Raw genomic sequence first — 19656 nt, forward strand, 5'->3', positions numbered from 1 at the left:
CCGGGGGAGATAACGGGTTTTACCCCCGGGTCAATCGCGCCCCGGTGTCGCAGGGTCGGGAACCGGGCGTTCGGGCACGCCAAGGGCATCAGCCAGGCGCGCCTTGGCAGACCCGGGGCGCATGGGCTTCTGTTGCGATTCGTCGGGCGCCCAGCCGGTGAGGAACACCAGTTCGAAGGTGGCGCGCACCCTGTCGGCATCGGCGGCGAAATGCGCGTGATAAATCTCGGCGGCGCGCGCAAACAGGGCGCGGGGGGCGAAGCGGCGGTCGCGGGCGGCCAGGGCGTTGGTTTCCCCCATGGCGCGAAGATCGCGCATCAGGTGCAGCGCCGATCTGTAGGTGACCGTCAGGGGCGCCGTATCGGCCACGGGCAGGGCGAAACCGGACCGTTGCAGAAGGCCACCGAGGTCGCGCAATTCGCCCATCGGGGCAACCCGGGGCGACAGCCCGCCGCGCAGGGCGGTTTCGGCCTCGGCCAGGGCGGCGCGCAGTTCGCTCAGGGTCTGGCCGCCGGGAAAGACGGCCAGGAAAAGCCCGTCGGGCCTTAGCGCACGCCGTGCCTGCACCAGTTGGCCCACCGGATCGTCGGCCCATTGCAGCGCCATGGCATGGATCACCAGGTCATGCTGTCCGGGCGCAAGACGCAGGGTTTCGTCGGGTTCAACCAAAAGGGCACCCGGAACGGCGCCTGCCCAGAGTTCGGGATGGGCGGTTACAATGGCTGGCGCGGTAAACGCCCTGTTAACCTCTTCCAGTCTTTCCTGAACCTGGTCCAATGCCTCGTCATGCAGGAACCGCGCATCCTCAAGCCGGGCGCGAGCGCGATGAAGGGCAAGGGCAGGGCGGTCGGTCAGGGGCGGTGGTACGGACATGGAAGTGAAGTAGGCGCAGGATGAGGGTTTTGCAAAGCGCATTGTCGCTGATTTATCCGCATCAGTGTGTGCTGTGCGACACACTGGTCGAACTGGGCAGCGGGCTGTGCGGGCCCTGCTGGCGCGATACGCCCTTCGTGGCGGGGCTGGCCTGCGACATCTGCGGCGCCCCGCTGATGGGTGAGGATGACGGCCACACCGTCCATTGCGACGATTGCATGGCCTTGCCGCGCCCCTGGATACGGGGGCGCACCGCCATGGTGTATCGCGACAAGGGGCGGCGCATGGTGCTGGCGCTGAAACACGGCGACCGGCAAGATATCGTGCGCCCGGCGGCGCGCTGGATGCACCGCGCGGCGGGCGATATCGTGACGCCGGGTTCGCTGATCGTGCCGGTGCCCATCCATTGGCTGCGGATGCTCAAACGCCGGTTCAATCAATCCGCCCTGCTGGCCACGGCCCTGGCGCGCGAGGCGCGGGTGCAGGTTTCGCCCCGGGCCCTGATCCGGTGCCGCAACACCGACCGACAGGATGGCAAGACTCCCGATGAACGCTTTGCCAATGTCCAGGCGGCAATCCGACCGCACCCGAAATATGGCGCGCTTCTGGAAGGGCGCGACGTGGTTCTGGTGGACGACGTGATGACCACCGGCGCCACCCTGGCCGCCTGCGCCGAGGCTTGCCAGGCGGCCGGTGCGGCCCGTGTCGATACCGTGACACTGGCGCGCGTGGTCAAAGATACCTAGATACCCCTACGAACCAGATGCAGGAGGGTCGGATGGCCAATGTCGAAATCTACACCTCGCCCCTGTGCGGATTCTGCCATGCGGCCAAGCGGCTGCTGACGCAGAAGGGCGTGGGATTTGTCGAAACCGACGTGTCGCGGGATGCGGCGCAGAAACAGGCGATGATGCAGCGCGCCAATGGCCGCCACACGGTGCCGCAGATCTTCATCGGCGGCAAACATGTGGGCGGCTGCGACGATCTTTTCGCGCTTGAGCGGGCGGGCAAGCTTGACCCGATGCTGGCCGCCTGACGCCGTTCAGGCGGGTTTCAGGCTGGTGGTGACGTAGTTGCAGCTCAGATCCCGGTCCGACAGGCTCCATGACCAGCCCAGCGGGTTGAACACGAACCCGGTCTTGTCGACCGGGTTCAGCCCGGCCCGGCGCAACAGGTCGAACAATTCGTCGGGCGTGATGAACTTGCTCCACTCGTGGGTGCCCTTGGGCAGCCAGCGCATGACCCATTCGGCCCCGACAATCGCCATGGCAAAGCTTTTCGGGTTTCGGTTCAGGGTGGAACACACCATCAGCCCCCCAGGCTTCAGCAGGGTTTGGCAGGCCGTCAGATACGACAGCGGGTCGGCCACATGTTCGACCACCTCCATGTTCAATATAGCGTCGAACCTTTCGCCCGCCTGCGCCAGGTCTTCGGCGGTGGTGTGGCGATAATCGATCGTCAGGCCCGATTGCGCCGCGTGAACCTGGGCCACCGGGATATTGCCCGCCGCCGCATCGGCGCCCACCACCTCGGCCCCGAGCCGCGCCATGGGTTCGGAAAGCAGGCCGCCACCGCACCCGATGTCGAGGATTCGCAGGCCGGCGAAGGGCAGGGCGCCTTTCAGGTCGCGGTCGAACTCGGATGCGATCTGCGCCGTGATGTAATCCAGGCGGCAGGGGTTGAGCATGTGCAGCGGCTTGAACTTGCCGTTCGGGTCCCACCATTCGGCGGCCATTGCCTCGAACTTGGCGACTTCCGCTGCGTCAACGGTGCTTTGTTGCGCGGGGTGCTGCATTGATATGATACCCTTTTTAAGACAACTGCCCGTGGCGGGGCGGACTTCCACGTTATATAGAGCTTGAATGGACAAGGTTTCAGGTCAAAAGAGCGCAGCCAGCTATCTTTATCGCCCCATCGACCCTTTCGATCAGCGCATGCTGGACGTGGGCGACGGGCATCGGGTCTATGTCGAACAATGCGGCAGGCGTGATGGCATTCCGGTTGTCGTGCTGCATGGCGGCCCCGGCGGCGGCTGTTCACCGTCGATGCGGCGGTACTTCGACCCCTCGGTTTATCGGATCATCCTGTTCGATCAGCGCGGCTGTGGCCGCTCGCGCCCCCATGCCAGTGTCGAGGCGAACACGACATGGCACCTGGTGGCCGATATCGAACGCATCCGCACGGCGCTTGGCATTGATCGCTGGATCGTCTTCGGCGGCAGCTGGGGGGCGACGCTGGCCCTGATCTATGGCGAGGCGCACCCTGACCGGGTGGCGCATCTTGTCCTGCGCGGCGTCTTCCTGATGACCCAGGCCGAACTGCGGTGGTTCTACGGTGGCGGCGCGGGGCAGTTCTGGCCCGATGTCTGGGCCCGCTTCACCGACCCGATCCCCGAAGACGAACGCCACGATCTGATCGCCGCCTATCACCGGCGCCTGTTTTCCGGCGACATGATGGTGGAAACCCGCCACGCCCGCGCCTGGGCCGGATGGGAAAACACCCTTGCCAGCATCGACAACGACGGCCCCGGCGGCGAAAGCCCGGCGGAATACGCCCGCGCCTTTGCCCGGCTTGAAAACCACTATTTCACCAACGCGGGCTTCCTGGATCGCGATGGCCAGATCCTTCAGGACATCGGCCGCATCCGCGATGTGCCGGGCACCATCGTGCAGGGCCGCTATGACATGATCTGCCCGCCCGCCTCGGCCTGGGGTCTGCACAAGGCCTGGCCCGCGTCGCGCCTGGTGATGGTGCCGCGGGCCGGCCATGCCCTGTCGGAACCGGGGATAAGCCGCGCCCTGGTCAAGACGATGGACGATCTGGCGCGCGATCTGCGGTAGACCGGTTGCAGAATTGGGGGGTTACACGAAGCGCATCTTTTCATTAACCTGCCAGTCAACAAAAACCGGAGAATGGCCCTTGGGCGCCCTGTCACGTATTGTTCTGCATCGGCTTTTTCTTGGCCTCCTGACGCTTTTCGTCGTGTCGATCGTGATCTTTACAGCGGTCAACATGCTTCCTGGCGATTTCGCCCAGGCGATCCTGGGCCAGGGCGCCACGCCCGAGGCCGTTACCGCAATCCGGCGCGACCTGGGGTTGGATCAGCCACCGGTCACGCGGTATTTCCAATGGCTTGCCGATGTGCTGCATGGCGATCTGGGTACCAGTTTCGCCCAAGCCAATTTCGTCAGCTTCACCGGCAGCGATGCCGAGAAGGCCTCGGTCCTGGCGCAGATCGGGCCACGCTTTGCCAATACCATGTTCCTGGCGGGGGTGACGGCGGCGATCGCGGTGCCGGTTTCCCTGACCCTTGGCATCCTGGCGGCGCTCTACCGGAATTCGGCCTTCGACAAGGTGGCCAATGTCTTCACGCTCAGCTCGATCTCAAGCCCCGAGTTCTTCCTGGCCTATATCCTGATCCTGTTCCTGGCCGTACTGAACCCGCTGCTGCCGTCGCTGTCGAACATCTATGACGGCATGGGCCTGGGCGAGAGGTTGGAAAAGACGCTTCTGCCCGCGCTGACGCTGACGCTGGTGGTGACGGCCCACATGATGCGGATGACCCGCGCGGCGATCATCAACCTGCTGGCCAGCCCCTATATCGAAATGGCGCGGCTCAAGGGCATGTCGCCCATGCGGGTGATCGTGCGCCACGCCCTGCCCAATGCCCTGGCCCCGATCATCAACGTCATCGCCCTGAACCTGGCTTACCTGATCACCGGTGTCGTCGTGGTCGAGGTGGTCTTTGTCTATCCCGGCATCGGGCAGCTGTTCGTCGATTCGGTGAAGATCCGGGATATTCCGGTGGTGCAGGCCTGTTGCCTGATCTTTGCGGGGGCATACATCCTGCTGAACCTGCTGGCCGACATCCTGTCGATCCTGTCCAACCCGCGGCTGAGGCATCCGAAATGAATGTTGTTGTGGGTCTTGTCGCCTGTGTCGGTTTTCTGGTTCTGGCCGCCTGGGTCTTCCGGTTTGCAGGGCGCCTTTCAGGGCGGACCTATTTTCGCGACATGGAGCTGACAACGGCCTTTGGCTGGATGTTGTCGGTCTTCGTCGCGTTCTGGGGTGTTTACCTCTACATTTTCGTGGAAAGCGCGGTGTTCTTCCGCTGGGCCGTTCAGGGCTTCGTGGTTTTCGCCATCGCGGCCTGGCTGTTTCGCCTGCTGGGGCGAAACCTGGGGCCGGGCGGCACGCGGCGCCTGTTTCGCCAGATGCCGCTGACCGCCAGTTTCGGCATCCTGATCATCCTGCTTTATGCCATCCTGGCCATCTTTGCCGGTGTCCTCGCGCCCCACGGCCAGGAAGAGATTTTCGCCAAGGTCAACGTCCTGCCCGGCGGCGATCCGGCCATTGGTGGCGATCCCGCACATCCCCTGGGCACCGACCAGATCGGGCGCGATTTGCTAAGCCGGCTTATCTATGGCGCGCAGAACACCGTGGGCATCGCCTTTGCCACCACGCTGATCGCGTTCCTTCTGGGCGGCACACTTGGGTTTCTGGCGGCGACACTGGGCGGATGGCTGGATCAGTTGCTCAGCCGGATGGTGGATGTTCTCATGGCCATCCCGTCGCTGATCTTTGCGCTTCTGCTGATGACCATCGCCAGCGCCTGGGCCGGATCGCAGCCGCATCTTCTGACGATCTACATGATCCTGATCATCGCGGTCATCGATTCCACCCGTGTTTTCCGGCTGGCCCGGGCGGTGGGCGGCAATATCGTCGTCATGGATTACATCGAGGCGGCCAAGCTGCGCGGTGAGGGGATGGGATACCTGATCTTCAAGGAAATCCTGCCCAATGCCACGGCGCCCTTGCTGGCCGAGTTCGGCTTGCGGTTCTGTTTCGTGTTCCTGACCATCGCGTCGCTGTCGTTCCTGGGGGTGGGCATCCAGCCGCCGCTGGCCGACTGGGGCACCATGGTGCGCGACCTGTCGCAGTTCATCAACTTCGCCGCCTTCTCTCCGCTGACGGCCGCGCTGCCGCTGATGGCGGCGGGGGCGATCGCCCTGTTGACCGTGGCGGTGAATTTCGTGGTCGACTGGATGCTGCACCGTTCATCGGGCCTGAAGGAGTGAGCGATATGAACGCGAAGCAGCTTCTGAAGATCCGCGGGCTGAAGATCGAAGGTCGCAGCGACGAGACATGGACGCAGATCGTCAACGGGATCGATCTTGATCTGAACCGGGGCGAGGTTCTGGGCCTGATCGGCGAATCCGGCGCCGGCAAATCCACGGTCGGGCTGGCCGCCATGGGGTTCGCCCGTGACGGATGCCGCATTTCGGGCGGTTCGGTGGAATTCGACGGTGTCGATCTGGTGCAGGCCCCGGCAGCGACCAAGCGCGCCCTTCTGGGCAAGCGTATCGCCTATGTCGCGCAGTCGGCCGCGGCCAGCTTCAACCCCGCGCATCGGATCATCGACCAGCACACCGAGGGCCCGGTCCAGCACGGCGTGATGGACAAGGCCGAAAGCGAACGCGACGGCATGGAGCTTTATGCCCGCCTGCGCCTGCCCAATCCCGACGAGATCGGTTTTCGTTATCCCCACCAGGTAAGCGGCGGGCAGTTGCAGCGCGCGATGACGGCCATGGCCATGTCATGCCGGCCCGATCTCATCATCTTCGACGAACCCACGACCGCGCTGGATGTCACCACCCAGATCGAGGTGCTGGCCAGCATTCGCGACATCGTCGAACAATTCGACACCGCCGCGATCTATATCACCCATGACCTGGCGGTGGTGGCGCAGATGGCCGACCGGATCAAGGTTCTGCTGAAGGGCGACGAGGTGGAAGAGGCCGACACCCGCACCATGCTGTCGGCCCCCACCGAGGATTACACCAAATCGCTTTGGGCCGTGCGCAGTTTCGAACGCCCAATGAAACCCTCGATCCCGGAAGGCGCGACACCCGTGGTCAGCCTGCGCAACATCACCGCCGCCTATGGCACCACCGATGTTCTGCACGATGTCAGCTTCGACATGCACGCCGGGCGCACCGTGGCCGTGGTGGGCGAAAGCGGCAGCGGCAAGTCCACGGCAGCACGCTGCATCACCGGGCTGTTGCCGCCCCGCGCGGGCGCCATCGCCTTTGACGGTGTCGATTTGCCGCCGGATTACCGCAAGCGCAGCAAGGAACAGCTGCGCCAGGTGCAGATGATCTATCAGATGGCCGATACCGCCCTGAACCCGCGTTCGACCATCGGGGACATCATCGGCCGGCCGGTGCAGTTTTACCTGGGGCTGCGCGGCGCGAAAAAGCGCGCCCGGGTCGAGGAACTGCTGAACCAGATCGAGCTTGAGCCGAAACAATATATCGACCGCCTGCCGTCCGAACTTTCGGGGGGCCAGAAACAGCGTATCGGCATCGCCCGCGCCCTTGCGGCCGAGCCCCGATTCATCATCTGCGACGAGGTGACAAGCGCGCTGGACCAGCTTGTCGCGGAAGGCATCCTGAAACTGCTGGCGCGGTTGCAGGACGAATTGGGCCTGACCTATATGTTCATCACCCACGATCTGGCCACGGTGCGCGCCATTGCCGACGAAGTGGTGGTGATGAAGGATGGCGCGGTGGTCGAACAGGGCGGCAAGGTGGAAATGTTCCGCCCGCCCCATCACCCCTATACCGACCTGCTGCTGTCCTCGGTCCCCGAGATGGACCCGGACTGGCTCGACGATCTGCTGAAGGAACGCGGAGTTGATAACATCGGCGATGCAGCAGTCGGTAAGATGTAACCGAATCGCCCCGACAAGGGGCAGTAAACCTGTGGGACAACCCCGCAATCAAGAAACGAACGGGAGAATGACATGACCAATATCTCAAGACGCGGCCTGCTGCGTTCGGGCGCCGCTGCCGGTGTTCTTGCGGCCACCGGCCTGCCGGTGATGGCGCAGGCCAAGAAGGGCGGACGGCTGCGGCTGGGCCTGGCGGGCGCGAATACCAGCGACAGCTGGGATGGCCGCACCCATTCCGACACCTTCATGATCATGGCCGCCTTCGGCTGCGTCTTCGATTGCCTGACCGAGATTTCGGCCAGCGGCGAACTGGTGGGCGAACTGGCGGAAAGCTGGGAATCGACCCCCGATGCCAAAACCTGGACGTTCAAGCTGCGCGAGGGCGTGACCTTCCACAACGGCAAGCCCTTCGGCGCCGATGATGTGATCGAATCGCTGAACATGCATGTGGCCGAAGGCTCGAAATCGGCGGCACAGCCGATTGTCGCGGCAATCAGCGAGATGAAGAAGCTGGGCGAACACGAAGTGCAGATGGTGCTGGAATCCGGCAACGCCGATTTCCCCTTCCTGATGTCGGATTATCACCTGCTGATGTATCCGGCCGGCCAGGTGGACGAAGCCATCGCCAAGGGCATCGGCACCGGCATGTACCGCGCCGAAACCCTGGACCCCGGTGTGCGGTTCCTGGGCAAGCGGGTCGACAGCCACTACAAGGACGGCAAGGCCGGCTGGTTCGACGAGGTCGAGATCATCGCGATCAACGATGCCTCGGCCCGGATGAACGCGCTGATGACCGGGCAGGTCGATGCCGTGAACCGCGTCGATTTCAAGACCGAGCCGCTGATGAAGGCCAACCCGATGGTCAAGATCTTCGAGGTGACGGGCAACCAGCATTTCACCTTCCCGATGCTGACCAACCTCGACCCTTTCACCGATGTGAACGTGCGCCGGGCACTGAAACATGCGGTCAATCGGCAGGAACTGGTGGACAAGATCCTTCAGGGCCACGGCGCCGTGGCCAACGACCACCACATCGGCCCGGCGAACCAGTATTATGCCGCCGACCTTGAACAGAACGAATACGACCCTGACAAGGCCAGGTTCTATCTGAAAGAGGCCGGGATGGACGGGCTTTCGGTCGATCTGTCGGCTTCGAGCGCGGCCTTTGCCGGTGCGGTGGATGCGGCGCAGCTTTACCAGGCCTCGGCCAAGAACTGCGGCATCGACATCAACGTCGTGCAGGAACCGGCCGACGGCTATTGGTCGAACGTCTGGATCAAGAAGCCCTGGTGCGCCAGCTATTGGTCGGGCCGCGTGACCGAAGACTGGATGTTCTCGAGCGTGAACGAAGCGGGCGCACCCTGGAACGACAGCAAGTGGGTGAACGACAGGTTCCAGAAGCTGCTGATCGAGGCCCGTGCCACGCTGGATTCCGGCAAGCGGCGCGAGATGTATCGCGAGATGCAGGAGCTGGATTCCAAGGAAGGCGGCACCGTCATTCCGATGTATGCCAACTTCGTCGATGCGGCCTCGGCCAAGCTGGCCAATTCGGGGACCATCGGCAACGTGTTCCAGATGGACAGCTCGCGCCTGATCGAACGGTGGTGGTTCGCCTGATCGCCCCGGTCTTGTTGTGATGAAGCGCCCCGCCATTGGCGGGGCGTTTTTCGTTTCTCACTCGGCCGCCAACCCGCTGACCCCGCGCCGGGCCAGGACACGTTCGATCTCGCGAAACATGGTCATGCGGCACAGGGGCTTGGCCAGGTAGCCGTCCAGCCCGGCGTTCAGGTAGTGGGCGCGATCTTCGGGCGCGGCATCGGCGGTCAGCGCGATGACCGGCAGTTGCGCCGATTGATCGGGCAATTTCCTTATGCGCGCCAATGTCGTCAGCCCGTCCATGCCGGGCATCTGCATGTCCAGCAGGATCATGTCGAAGCGCCGTGTGACCAGCAGGGCAAGGGCGGAGGCGCCGCCATCGGCCTCGGTCACGGTCATCCGGGCCTTTTCCATGAAGGCGCGGGCGATCATGCGGTTGGCGCGGTTGTCGTCCACCAACAAAACCCGCTGCGCGGCAAGGCAACGGTCGGCCGGGGCGTTGGGCTGAAGGATCGGTGCCGCCCCGGCCTGGCGTTCGGGTTCACGCAGCGGCATGTCAAAGCGGAAGACCGATCCCTTGCCGGGGATTGAGCTGACGGTCAGATCACCCTCCATCATCCGCGCAAGGTTGCGCGAGATGACAAGCCCCAGCCCCGTTCCCGAGGCCGCCCTTTCGCTGTCGGGATCGACCTGGACAAAGGATTCGAACAGGCGGGCGCAATCCTCCTCTCTCATCCCGGCGCCGGTGTCCTGCACCGTGAACCAGAACTGCGGGCGGACCCGCGGCGGGGCGATGCCCATGGTCAGCCGCACCTCGCCCGATTCGGTAAATTTCACGGCGTTGGAAATGAGGTTCGACATGATCTGGCGCAGGCGAAGGGCATCCGCCAGGATCAGCGGCGGCAGCCCCGGTTCGATATCCAGGGCAAGCCGCACCCCCTTGCGCCTTGCCTGGTCGGCAAAAAGCCGCACGACGGTATGGCCCAGTTGCACCGGATCGGTCGGGGTTGGGCGAATGTCCATCTTGCCGGCTTCGATCTTGGCGTGGTCCAGCACGTCATCGACCAGGGCGCGCAGGGTGATGGCGGAACTGAGCAGGATGTCGGCCCGGTCGCGCCGGGCATCGGTATCGGCCGCGTCAACCTCAAGCTGGGCAATCCCGAGGATGCCGTTCAGGGGCGTCCTGATCTCATGGCTCATCGCGGTGACGAACCTGCTTTTCGCGCGATTGGCCGCCTCGGCACGGTCCTTTGCCGCGAACATGGACTGGCGCATGCGGTGCATTTCCAGGATGGCCTGAAAGGCATAGAGCCCGAGCAGCGCCGTCATCCCGATTCCGACCCCGCGCAAGAGGAAATCAGGCTCGCGCCGCAGTTCGGCGACCGCGATCCAGAGGCCGGTGGCGATCATCGGGCTGACCACGGCCAGGGTGAAGGGCAGGTGGTAGGAGCGCACGACAATCACGTGCAGGACGGCGCCGAAGAACACCGTGAAGGCGTAGATGTGAGAGGTGATGCTGCCGTGATGCCAGGCCAGCACGGGCATCATCATCGCGGCCAGGCTGCCCGCTAGGCAGGCCAGGAACTGAAGCGCGTAGACCGGCGCGGAATATCCTGACCGCTGGCGCCGGATCGCCAGGATACCGCCGCCTTCGATCAAGAGATAGGCAAGGAACATGGCGCTGATCGCCGCGCCGTCGGCAAAGAACAGCCCGGCAGCGAAAGAGGCCGAAACCGAAAGAATCCGCGAGGGAAGATCGCGGGCGGTCATTTCGTTCTGACGGGCCAGCGTGTCGAGGAAATGTCTGGATGGCACCTTGGCCCTCGTGATTCGTCCTTTTTTCCACGATGCTCACAAAAACCTTAACGGTTCGTCGCCACCGCCCCGGATCAGGGCCGGCAGAAACCCCTTGTGTTTCCCCCGGTTTGAACCTAACTAACGCCAATCAGCGGCGCGTCGGGGTCCAAACCCGAAGGTTCCACCGGAATTTTTCACGGGCCGCGCGCCCGTTTTTTTGTGCCCGATCCATGGGGGATACAGGTCAGCCATGTCCGACATGATTGCAAAAGCCACGATCGACCGCCGCCTAGCCGAGGTGATCACTCCGGTGATCGAAGACCTTGGTTTCGAACTGGTGCGCGTGCGCTACATGGGCGGCAAGACGCCCACGGTCCAGATCATGGCCGACAGGCCCGAGGGCGGAATCGAGGTTGACGATTGCGGCGTGATTTCCACCGCCGTTTCCGCGCACCTGGATGTCGAGGACCCGATCGAGGAAGCCTATACGCTTGAGGTTTCCAGCCCCGGCATCGACCGGCCGCTGACCCGGCTCAAGGATTTCGACGCCTGGGAAGGCTATGAGGCCAAGATCGAGACGACCGAGATGATCGACGGCCGCCGCCGGTTCAAGGGCATCCTGGCCGGGGTCGAGGGCAGCGAGGTTCTGATCGAGATCGAGGAAGGCACCATCGGGCTTCAGTTCGACTGGCTGAGCGATGCCAAGCTGGTGCTGACCGAAGACCTGATCCGCGACGTTCTGCGCAGCCGCAAGGATGCCGGACAGATAGACGAATCACAGTTCGACGCGGTGGAAACCGTGCTGGACGACGACGAAGATGACACGCCCCCGAAGGCACCAAGGGAGAACTGAGCGATGGCGATTACCTCTGCCAACCAGCTGGAACTGCTTCAGACCGCCGAGGCGGTGGCACGCGAAAAGATGATCGACCCGGGCCTTGTGGTCGAGGCGATGGAAGAATCGCTCGCCCGGGCTGCCAAAAGCCGCTACGGCAGCGAAATGGACATCCGCGTGTCGATCGACCGCAAGACGGGCCGCGCCACCTTTACCCGCGTGCGCACGGTGGTCGAGGATGAGCTGCTTGAGAACTACCAGGCCGAACTGACGGTCGAGCAGGCCAAGCAGTACATGGCCGACCCCAAGGTCGGGGACGAGCTGACCGACGAGGTGCCGCCCGTGGAAATGGGCCGGATCGCCGCGCAGAGCGCCAAGCAGGTAATCCTGCAGAAGGTGCGTGAGGCCGAGCGTGACCGTCAGTACGAAGAATTCAAGGATCGTGTGGGCACCATCATCAACGGTGTGGTCAAGCGCGAGGAATACGGCAACATCATCGTGGATATCGGCCGCGGCGAAGGTATCCTGCGGCGCAACGACAAGATCGGGCGCGAAAGCCATCGCACCAACGATCGCGTCCGCTGCTACATCAAGGATGTCCGCCGCGAGGCGCGTGGCCCGCAGATTTTCCTCAGCCGCACCGACCCGCAGTTCATGGCCGAGCTGTTCAAGATGGAAGTGCCGGAAATCTATGACGGAATCATCGAGATCAAGGCCGTCGCCCGCGACCCGGGTTCGCGCGCCAAGATCGCCGTGATCTCCTATGACGGGTCGATCGACCCGGTCGGCGCCTGCGTCGGCATGCGGGGCAGCCGGGTGCAGGCTGTCGTGAACGAGCTTCAGGGCGAGAAGATCGACATCATCCCCTGGAACGAGGACATGCCGACCTTCCTGGTGAACGCGCTTCAGCCCGCCGAGGTAAGCAAGGTCGTGCTGGACGAAGAGGCCGAGCGGATCGAGGTCGTCGTGCCGGATGAGCAGCTTTCGCTGGCCATCGGGCGGCGTGGCCAGAACGTGCGCCTTGCCTCGCAGCTGACCGGGCTCGACATCGACATCATGACCGAGGAAGAGGAATCCAAGCGCCGTCAGGCCGAGTTCGAGCAACGCACCAAGCTGTTCATGGACACGCTGGACCTTGATGAATTCTTCGCCCAGCTTCTGGTTTCGGAAGGGTTCACCAACCTGGAAGAAGTGGCCTATGTCGAAGCCGATGAACTTTTGGTCATCGACGGCGTTGACGACAGTACGGCGCAGGAACTTCAGGCGCGGGCCAAGGATTACCTCGACGAACAGAACCGCAAGGCCCTGGAAAACGCCAAGGCCCTGGGTGTCGAGCAGAGCCTTATTGATTTCGAGGGGCTGACCCCCCAGATGATTGAGGCACTGGCCAACGACGGCGTGAAGACGCTGGAAGATTTCGCCACCTGCGCCGACTGGGAACTTGCCGGCGGCTGGACGACGGTCGACGGCGAGCGGGTCAAGGATGACGGCGTGCTAGAGAAATTTGACGTTTCTCTGGAAGAGGCGCAGAATATGGTCATGACCGCCCGAATCCAGTTGGGTTGGGTCGATCCTGCCGAGCTTGAGCCCGAGGAAGACGAAACCGAGGAACCGGCCGAAGAGGCCGAGGCGTAAGGACGCAGGGCATGTCACGCGGCGGCCGCGAAAAGGATTATACCGACCCCGAGCGCAAGTGCATTGCGACGGGAGAGGTCCACCCCAAGCGCGGCCTGATCCGGTTTGTCGTGGGTCCGGACGATACGATCTATCCCGACCTGGCGGAAAAGCTGCCAGGTCGCGGCATCTGGGTTTCGGCCGAACGGTCGGCGCTTGAGACGGCCGTGAAGAAAAAGCTGTTTTCCCGTGGGGCGAAACGGCAGGTGAATGTGCCACCAACCCTGGTGGCAGATGTTGAAGCGGCGCTTTTGCGTCGTGTGACCGAACGATTGGCCATGGCACGCAAGGCGGGCCGGGCGATTGCCGGTTACGAGAAGGTGAAAGACTGGCTGCTGCAGGAAAAGGCAGCCATCCTGATTCAGGCCTCTGACGGGTCGGAACGTGGAAAATCCAAGCTGCGGCCACCCGGCGGAAGGGGGTCGTTTTTCGAGATCCTGACCGCGCCAGAATTGGGTTTGGCTTTCGGTCGGGAACATGTGATACATGCGGCGCTTGCGCCAGGGGGACTCACTGACAGCTTCAGAGAGGACGCCGTGCGGCTTTCAGGCGTTCGAGATGATGTCGGTGGAGACGCCACCGGAAAGGTAAAGAAGACCACATGAGCGATAGTGACGGCAAGAAGACTCTCGGCCTGCGCGGCGGCCCGCGTTCCGGACAGGTAAAGCAAAGCTTTAGCCACGGCCGGACCAAGAGTGTCGTGGTCGAGACCAAACGCAAACGGGTCGTCGTACCCAAGCCCGCGGCCGGCAAGGCCGGCGGGGGCGGTGGCGCCACGGGCGGTGATCCGTCCAAGCGCCCGGCAGGTATTTCGGACGCCGAACTGGAACGCCGGATGAAGGCACTGGCCGCGGCCCGTGCGCGCGAGGCCGAAGAGGCCGCCGCCCGCGAAGCCGAGGAAAAGGCCCGCGCCGAAGAGCGTGAGCGCCGCCGTGCCGAGATCGAGGCCAAGGAAGCCGAGGAGCGCGAACGCGAAGAACGCGCCAAGGCCAAGGCCGAGGAAGACGCCAAGCGTCTGCGCGAGGAAGCTGCCGCCAAGGCAAAGGCCAATGCGCCTGCCGCCCCGGCCGCGACGCCCGCCGATCTTGAGGCGAAGGTTGCCGACACGGGCCGCAAGGGTGGCGGTGCCGCCCCCGCCCGCAAGGATGACCGTGACACCGATCGCAACGCCAAGCCGTCGAAGGGCCGCGACGATTCGCGCCGTTCGGGCAAGCTGACGCTGAACCAGGCGCTCACCGGTGGTGAGGGTGGCCGGCAGCGGTCGATGGCACAGATCAAGCGCAAGCAGGAACGCGCCCGCCAGAAGGCCATGGGCCAGCAGGTCGTGCGCGAGAAGATCGTGCGCAATGTGAATCTGCCTGAGACGATCACCGTTCACGAACTGGCCGTTCGGATGGCCGAACGTGTGGCCGATGTCGTGAAATTCCTGATGAAAGAGGGCATCATGGCCACTCAGAATCAGGTGATCGACGCGGATACCGCCGAACTGATCATCGAGGATTTCGGCCACAAGGTCGTCCGCGTCTCTGATTCGGACGTGGAACAGGTGATTGACCAGGTCGATGATGCGCCTGAGGATCTCCTGCCCCGTGCGCCGATCATCACGGTCATGGGCCACGTCGACCACGGCAAGACATCGCTGCTCGACTCGATCCGCAAGGCCAAGGTTGTCGCGGGCGAGGCCGGTGGCATCACCCAGCATATCGGCGCCTATCAGGTGACGACGGACGACGGCACGCTGCTGACCTTCCTCGACACGCCCGGCCACGCCGCGTTTACGTCGATGCGGGCCCGTGGTGCGCAGGTGACGGATATCGTCATCCTGGTGGTTGCGGCGGACGATGCCGTGATGCCCCAGACTGTCGAGGCGATTGCCCACGCGAAGGCGGCCAACGTGCCGATGATCGTGGCGATCAACAAGGTGGACCGTCCGGCAGCCAACCCCACAAAGGTGCGCACCGACCTTCTGAACCACGAAGTCGTGGTCGAGGCCATGTCGGGCGACGTTCTGGATGTCGAGGTTTCGGCAATCACCGGCCTCGGGATCGACCAGCTGCTGGAAAGCATCGGGTTGCAGGCCGAACTGCTGGACCTGAAAGCCAACCCCAACCGCGCCGCCCAGGGCGCTGTCATCGAAGCGCAGCTTGACGTGGGCCGTGGCCCCGTTGCGACGGTTCTGGTGCAGAACGGCACACTGCGCAAAGGCGACATCTTCGTCGTCGGCGAACAGTGGGGCAAGGTGCGCGCGCTGGTCAACGACAAGGGCGAACGTGTGGACGAAGCCGGACCTTCGGTTCCGGTCGAGGTTTTGGGCCTGAACGGCACGCCCGAGGCGGGCGATGTTCTGAACGTGGTCGAGACCGAAGCCCAGGCGCGTGAAATCGCCGAGTATCGCGAAAACGCCGCCAAGGAGAAGCGCGCCGCCGTCGGCGCCGCGACGACCCTGGAGCAGATGATGGCCAAGGCCAAGGCCGATGAGGATGTGGCCGAACTTCACATCCTGCTGAAGGCCGACGTGCAGGGCTCTGCCGAGGCGATCGTCCAGGCGATGGAAAAGATCGGCAACGACGAAGTGCGGGTGCGGGTTCTGCATTCTGGTGTCGGTGCGATCACCGAAACCGACGTGGGCTTGGCCGAAGCCTCGAACGCGCCGATCATGGGCTTCAACGTTCGTGCCAATGCATCGGCCCGCAACACGGCCAACCAGAAGGGCGTCGAGATCCGGTATTATTCGGTGATCTACGATCTAGTGGACGACGTGAAGGCGGCTGCCTCCGGCCTGCTGAGCGCCGAAGTTCGCGAAACCTTCATCGGCTATGCCGAGATCAAGGAAGTGTTCAAGGTGTCCAACGTCGGCAAGGTTGCCGGTTGCCTTGTGACCGAGGGTGTTGCACGGCGCAGCGCCGGTGTACGTCTGCTGCGCGACAACGTGGTGATCCACGAAGGCACGCTGAAGACGCTCAAGCGGCACAAGGACGAAGTGACCGAGGTTCAGTCGGGCCAGGAATGCGGCATGGCCTTCGAGAACTATGAAGACATTCGGCCCAAGGACGTGATCGAGATCTTCACCCGCGAAGAGGTGGAGCGGAACCTCACCTGATCGGGGTTTCGCCATTGGAACAAAAAAAGGGCAGTCCCAACCGACTGCCCTTTTTTCCATTTCGTGAGTAACGTTTGTCTTTCGGTCTGTACTGTTCCCGTCAGTACTGAACCGGCTGACCTGCGTATTGGGTCGGGCCGACCTGAATCACCACCCGGCCATCTTCAAGCGAGCGCACCAGCAATCCCTGAACCGACACGCAACTTCCGATCGTGATAGTTTTTACCATTGTGTTTTCCCCTGTTGGTCCCTTGATCTTAACTGCAAAAAGTTTGCTGACCACTCAAACTTCGGGCAGTTCGACAAGATTGTGGCAGAAATATTGAACAACCCGTAAACGCCCTATGGAAATGTCGCAAAGCGCGGCATTTGTGCCACAGTGAAGCGATTCAAAGCCAATCGCGCAGGATCGGAATCAGGGGAATATCCGCTGGCGGCATCGGGTAATCGCGCAGTTTCTGCGGTCGAACCCATTTCAATTGCTGATTCTCGCGCGAAACGGGCGTTCCGCCCCACTTGCGGCAGGCGAAAAGGGGCATCAGAAGGTGAAAATCGTCATAGCTGTGGCTGGCAAAGGTGAGGGGGGCCAGGCAACTGGCCCAGGTGTCGATCCCCAGCTCTTCCTGCAACTCGCGAATCAGTGCCGCCTCGGGGGTTTCGCCGGGCTCGATCTTGCCCCCGGGAAACTCCCAAAGCCCGGCCATGCTTTTGCCTTCGGGGCGCTGCGCCAGAAGAACACGCCCATCGACATCAATCAGCGCAACGGCAGAAACAAGAAGCGTCTTCACGACCGATAGTCGGCGTTGATGGTGATGTACTGATGCGTCAGATCACAGGTCCAGACGATGGAGCGGCCCGCACCCAGCCCCAGATCAACGTTGATCGCCAGATCCTGCTGCTTCATGTAGTCCGCGCCGCTCTGTTCCGTATAGGCGGGCGAAACCCAGCCATTCTCGGCCACCAGGATATCGCCCAGTTGGATCGTCAGGCGGTCACGGTCGGCCTTCGCGCCCGACTTTCCGACGGCCATGACGATACGGCCCCAGTTCGGATCCTCCCCGGCGATGGCGGTTTTCACCAGCGGCGAGTTTGCGATGGCCATGGCCACCTTGCGTGCATCGGCATCGGACTCGGCGCCTGCCACGTTGACGGTGACGAATTTCGTCGCGCCCTCGCCATCGCGGACCACCTGGTGGGCCAGGTCCAGCATCACCTTTTCAAGGGCGGCGCCAAAGGCCAGCGCTTCGGGCGAACCGGCGTCGGTGATCGGCGCATTGCCGGCGGCGCCCGTGGCGGCCATCAGAAGGGTGTCGGATGTCGAGGTGTCGCTGTCGACGGTGATGGCGTTGAACGAGGTTTCATTCAATCGGCTGACCAACTGTTGCAGCACCGGCTGCGCGATGGCGGCATCGGTGAAGATATAGACCAGCATCGTCGCCATATCGGGCGCGATCATGCCCGAGCCCTTGGCGATTCCGGCGATGTTGACGGCCACATCACCGATATCGGCGCTGGCCGCTGCCCCCTTCGGGAAGGTGTCGGTGGTCATGATTGCCTTCGCCGCGGCCTCGATGTCATCGCTTGAAAGACTGCCGCGCAATTCGGCCAGCTTGGCGGTGATCCGGTCATCGGGCAGGGGCTGACCGATGACGCCGGTGGACGAGGAAAAGACCCGGTCTTCGGGAATGCCCAGGGTTTCGGCGACGCCACGGGTGACGCGCGAAACCGATTCCATCCCGGCCTTGCCGGTGAAGGCATTGGAATTGCCCGAGTTCACGATGATCGCCGCGCCCTCGTTCGAGTCACGCCCGATCTTGGCCTGGCAGTCCAGCACCGGGGCCGAGCGTGTGGCCGAGCGGGTGAAAACCCCCGCCATGGCCGTTCCGGGCGCAAGGCGGGCCAGCATCACGTCGGTGCGGTTGCGGTATTTCACGCCCGCCGCCACCGAGGCGAATTCCACGCCGCCGATCACCGGCAGGGCGGGGAATCCCCCGGCCGGAGCCAGGGGGGAAACAGGATTGGCGGCTTTGGTTTTCGTCTGGTCGGTCATTCTGCCGCCACTCCCTTTGTCTTTGTATCGTTTATTTGCCCAGAAGTTCACCGTTGCGCAGCAGCGCGGGGTCGATCTCGCCGGTGTCGGGGCGGTTGATCTCGGCCGATTCGGTCACTTCGGCGATCATGTCCTGAACCGCTTTCTGCCGCACGCCGTCGGACAGTTCCTCGCGCACGTCGTCAAGCGAGGGGGCCTCTTTCTGGCGGGTGTCGGTCAGGATCAGGACGTGCCAGCCGAATTGCGTCTGCACCGGCTCGGAGATTTCGCCGACCTTCAGTTCCATCACAGCCTGTTCGAACTCGGGCACCATCATGCCCTGGCCGAACCACCCCAGCTCACCGCCGTTGGGGCCCGAGGGGCCGGTGGATTTTTCCTTGGCCAGTTCGGCAAAGTCGGCACCGCCGTTCAGCTCTTCGATCAGGGCCTTGGCCTCGTCCTCGGTCTCGACCAGGATGTGGCTGGCTTGGTATTCCATCTCGGGCTCGGCATTGCCGTAGGCTTCGTCATAGGCGGCCTGAAGGTCTTCGTCCGAAACCTCGGCGCGGGCCTTCTCGTCGATCACCTCACCGGCCAGAAGGGCGCGGCGTTCGTTTTCGAGGATCAGCTGCGCGCGCTTGTCCAGCTCGCCCACCTGCTGGCCCAGGGCCGTCTGCTGGATCAGCTGTTCCAGGATGCCGTCAAACAGAACCTGGTCGGGAAGCTGCTTGTACTGGTCGGGCAGGCGTTGTTCGAGAACGATCATGTGACCCAGCGTAATGTCGGTGCCGTTCACCGTCGCGACGACCGTATCGGCGTCCTGGGCGAAACCGGGAGTGGCGAGGGCCAGCATCATTGCTCCGACGGCGGGGATTACGTTTCGTTTCGACATTCAATTGTCCTTCCTGTCGGCCCTTGCGGGCCTTGACGTTGACACTATGTGGGCCGCCCCTTACATCGCTTCATGGCCATGAGGGGGCCCGTATTCTTGCCGTATCTATTGTGGCCTGCGGGCATGG

At 63.3% G+C, this 19656-nt stretch carries 18 protein-coding genes; 11 read left to right on the plus strand and 7 right to left on the minus strand.

The window, feature by feature from the left end; all coding sequences use genetic code 11:
- Positions 1–30 precede the first annotated feature (30 nt).
- Positions 31–873 (minus strand): methyltransferase domain-containing protein, encoded by an 843-nt coding sequence (locus H7828_RS05725; RefSeq protein ID WP_226780045.1) that lies wholly within the window; start codon positions 871–873, stop codon positions 31–33.
- Positions 874–893: 20 nt separating this feature from the next.
- Between H7828_RS05725 and H7828_RS05730 the strand changes: the two genes are divergently transcribed.
- Together H7828_RS05730 and grxC are read left to right on the plus strand one after the other, a co-directional pair.
- The gene (locus tag H7828_RS05730; protein ID WP_226780046.1) at positions 894–1619 is read left to right on the plus strand and encodes a ComF family protein; all 726 of its coding nucleotides are present in this window, start codon (positions 894–896) and stop codon (positions 1617–1619) included.
- Positions 1620–1651: 32 nt separating this feature from the next.
- A complete protein-coding gene (gene grxC, locus H7828_RS05735) occupies positions 1652–1909 on the plus strand; it encodes a glutaredoxin 3 (RefSeq protein WP_226780047.1) in 258 nt (85 codons plus the stop codon).
- Between the two features lie 6 nt (positions 1910–1915).
- Here the strand turns inward: grxC and ubiG are convergent, their stop codons facing one another.
- Positions 1916–2668 carry a bifunctional 2-polyprenyl-6-hydroxyphenol methylase/3-demethylubiquinol 3-O-methyltransferase UbiG gene (gene ubiG / locus H7828_RS05740; protein WP_226780048.1) on the minus strand — a complete coding sequence of 251 codons (753 nt, stop codon included), beginning with the start codon at positions 2666–2668 and terminating at the stop codon, positions 1916–1918.
- Between the two features lie 67 nt (positions 2669–2735).
- Between ubiG and pip the strand changes: the two genes are divergently transcribed.
- The 5 genes from pip (at position 2736) to H7828_RS05765 (ending at position 9223) form a co-directional block, all read left to right on the plus strand.
- The gene (gene pip, locus H7828_RS05745) at positions 2736–3713 is read left to right on the plus strand and encodes a prolyl aminopeptidase (protein ID WP_226780049.1); all 978 of its coding nucleotides are present in this window, start codon (positions 2736–2738) and stop codon (positions 3711–3713) included.
- A 79-nt stretch (positions 3714–3792) separates the two neighbouring features.
- Positions 3793–4785: an ABC transporter permease gene (locus H7828_RS05750; RefSeq protein WP_226780050.1), complete on the plus strand. Its 993-nt coding sequence runs from the start codon at positions 3793–3795 to the stop codon at positions 4783–4785.
- Positions 4782–5951, plus strand: coding sequence for an ABC transporter permease (locus H7828_RS05755; protein WP_226780051.1), 1170 nt, complete (start codon positions 4782–4784; stop codon positions 5949–5951). Before H7828_RS05750 ends, H7828_RS05755 begins: the two co-directional genes overlap by 4 nt.
- A gap of 5 nt (positions 5952–5956) precedes the next feature.
- Positions 5957–7606 carry an ABC transporter ATP-binding protein gene (locus tag H7828_RS05760; RefSeq protein ID WP_226780052.1) on the plus strand — a complete coding sequence of 550 codons (1650 nt, stop codon included), beginning with the start codon at positions 5957–5959 and terminating at the stop codon, positions 7604–7606.
- Positions 7607–7678: 72 nt separating this feature from the next.
- Entirely contained in the window at positions 7679–9223 is a 1545-nt protein-coding gene (locus H7828_RS05765; RefSeq protein WP_226780053.1) for an ABC transporter substrate-binding protein, read from the plus strand.
- Between the two features lie 57 nt (positions 9224–9280).
- On the opposite strand, the gene H7828_RS22695 is transcribed toward H7828_RS05765, so the two are convergent.
- Positions 9281–11017 carry a response regulator gene (locus H7828_RS22695; RefSeq protein ID WP_226780054.1) on the minus strand — a complete coding sequence of 579 codons (1737 nt, stop codon included), beginning with the start codon at positions 11015–11017 and terminating at the stop codon, positions 9281–9283.
- A gap of 232 nt (positions 11018–11249) precedes the next feature.
- Between H7828_RS22695 and rimP the strand changes: the two genes are divergently transcribed.
- From rimP to infB, 4 genes are read left to right on the plus strand one after another with little or no spacing between them, the layout of a single operon-like run.
- On the plus strand, positions 11250–11852 hold the full coding sequence (rimP, locus tag H7828_RS05775) for a ribosome maturation factor RimP (protein WP_226780055.1): 603 nt from the start codon (positions 11250–11252) through the stop codon (positions 11850–11852).
- 3 nt (positions 11853–11855) lie between these two features.
- Positions 11856–13469: a transcription termination factor NusA gene (nusA, locus tag H7828_RS05780; protein WP_226780056.1), complete on the plus strand. Its 1614-nt coding sequence runs from the start codon at positions 11856–11858 to the stop codon at positions 13467–13469.
- Positions 13470–13480: 11 nt separating this feature from the next.
- Positions 13481–14113, plus strand: a complete 633-nt coding sequence (locus H7828_RS05785) for an RNA-binding protein (RefSeq protein ID WP_226780057.1) — start codon at positions 13481–13483, stop codon at positions 14111–14113.
- Positions 14110–16608, plus strand: a complete 2499-nt coding sequence (gene infB / locus H7828_RS05790) for a translation initiation factor IF-2 (protein WP_226780058.1) — start codon at positions 14110–14112, stop codon at positions 16606–16608. The genes H7828_RS05785 and infB overlap by 4 nt, the downstream gene beginning before the upstream one ends.
- A gap of 100 nt (positions 16609–16708) precedes the next feature.
- Here infB and H7828_RS22815 read toward each other — a convergent pair whose 3' ends face one another.
- The 4 genes from H7828_RS22815 to H7828_RS05805 all read right to left on the minus strand — a co-directional run bounded on the left by H7828_RS22815 (position 16709) and on the right by H7828_RS05805 (position 19529).
- A complete protein-coding gene (locus H7828_RS22815) occupies positions 16709–16837 on the minus strand; it encodes a hypothetical protein (RefSeq protein WP_281070694.1) in 129 nt (42 codons plus the stop codon).
- 160 nt (positions 16838–16997) lie between these two features.
- Positions 16998–17396: an 8-oxo-dGTP diphosphatase MutT gene (gene mutT, locus H7828_RS05795; RefSeq protein WP_342592285.1), complete on the minus strand. Its 399-nt coding sequence runs from the start codon at positions 17394–17396 to the stop codon at positions 16998–17000.
- Entirely contained in the window at positions 17393–18658 is a 1266-nt protein-coding gene (gene argJ, locus H7828_RS05800) for a bifunctional glutamate N-acetyltransferase/amino-acid acetyltransferase ArgJ (protein ID WP_226780059.1), read from the minus strand. Before argJ ends, mutT begins: the two co-directional genes overlap by 4 nt.
- Positions 18659–18689: 31 nt before the next feature.
- Positions 18690–19529 carry a peptidylprolyl isomerase gene (locus H7828_RS05805; protein ID WP_226780060.1) on the minus strand — a complete coding sequence of 280 codons (840 nt, stop codon included), beginning with the start codon at positions 19527–19529 and terminating at the stop codon, positions 18690–18692.
- Positions 19530–19656 lie beyond the last annotated feature (127 nt).

The sequence above is a fragment of the Oceaniglobus trochenteri genome (genome assembly GCF_020529025.1).
Classification (GTDB): domain Bacteria; phylum Pseudomonadota; class Alphaproteobacteria; order Rhodobacterales; family Rhodobacteraceae; genus Oceaniglobus; species Oceaniglobus trochenteri.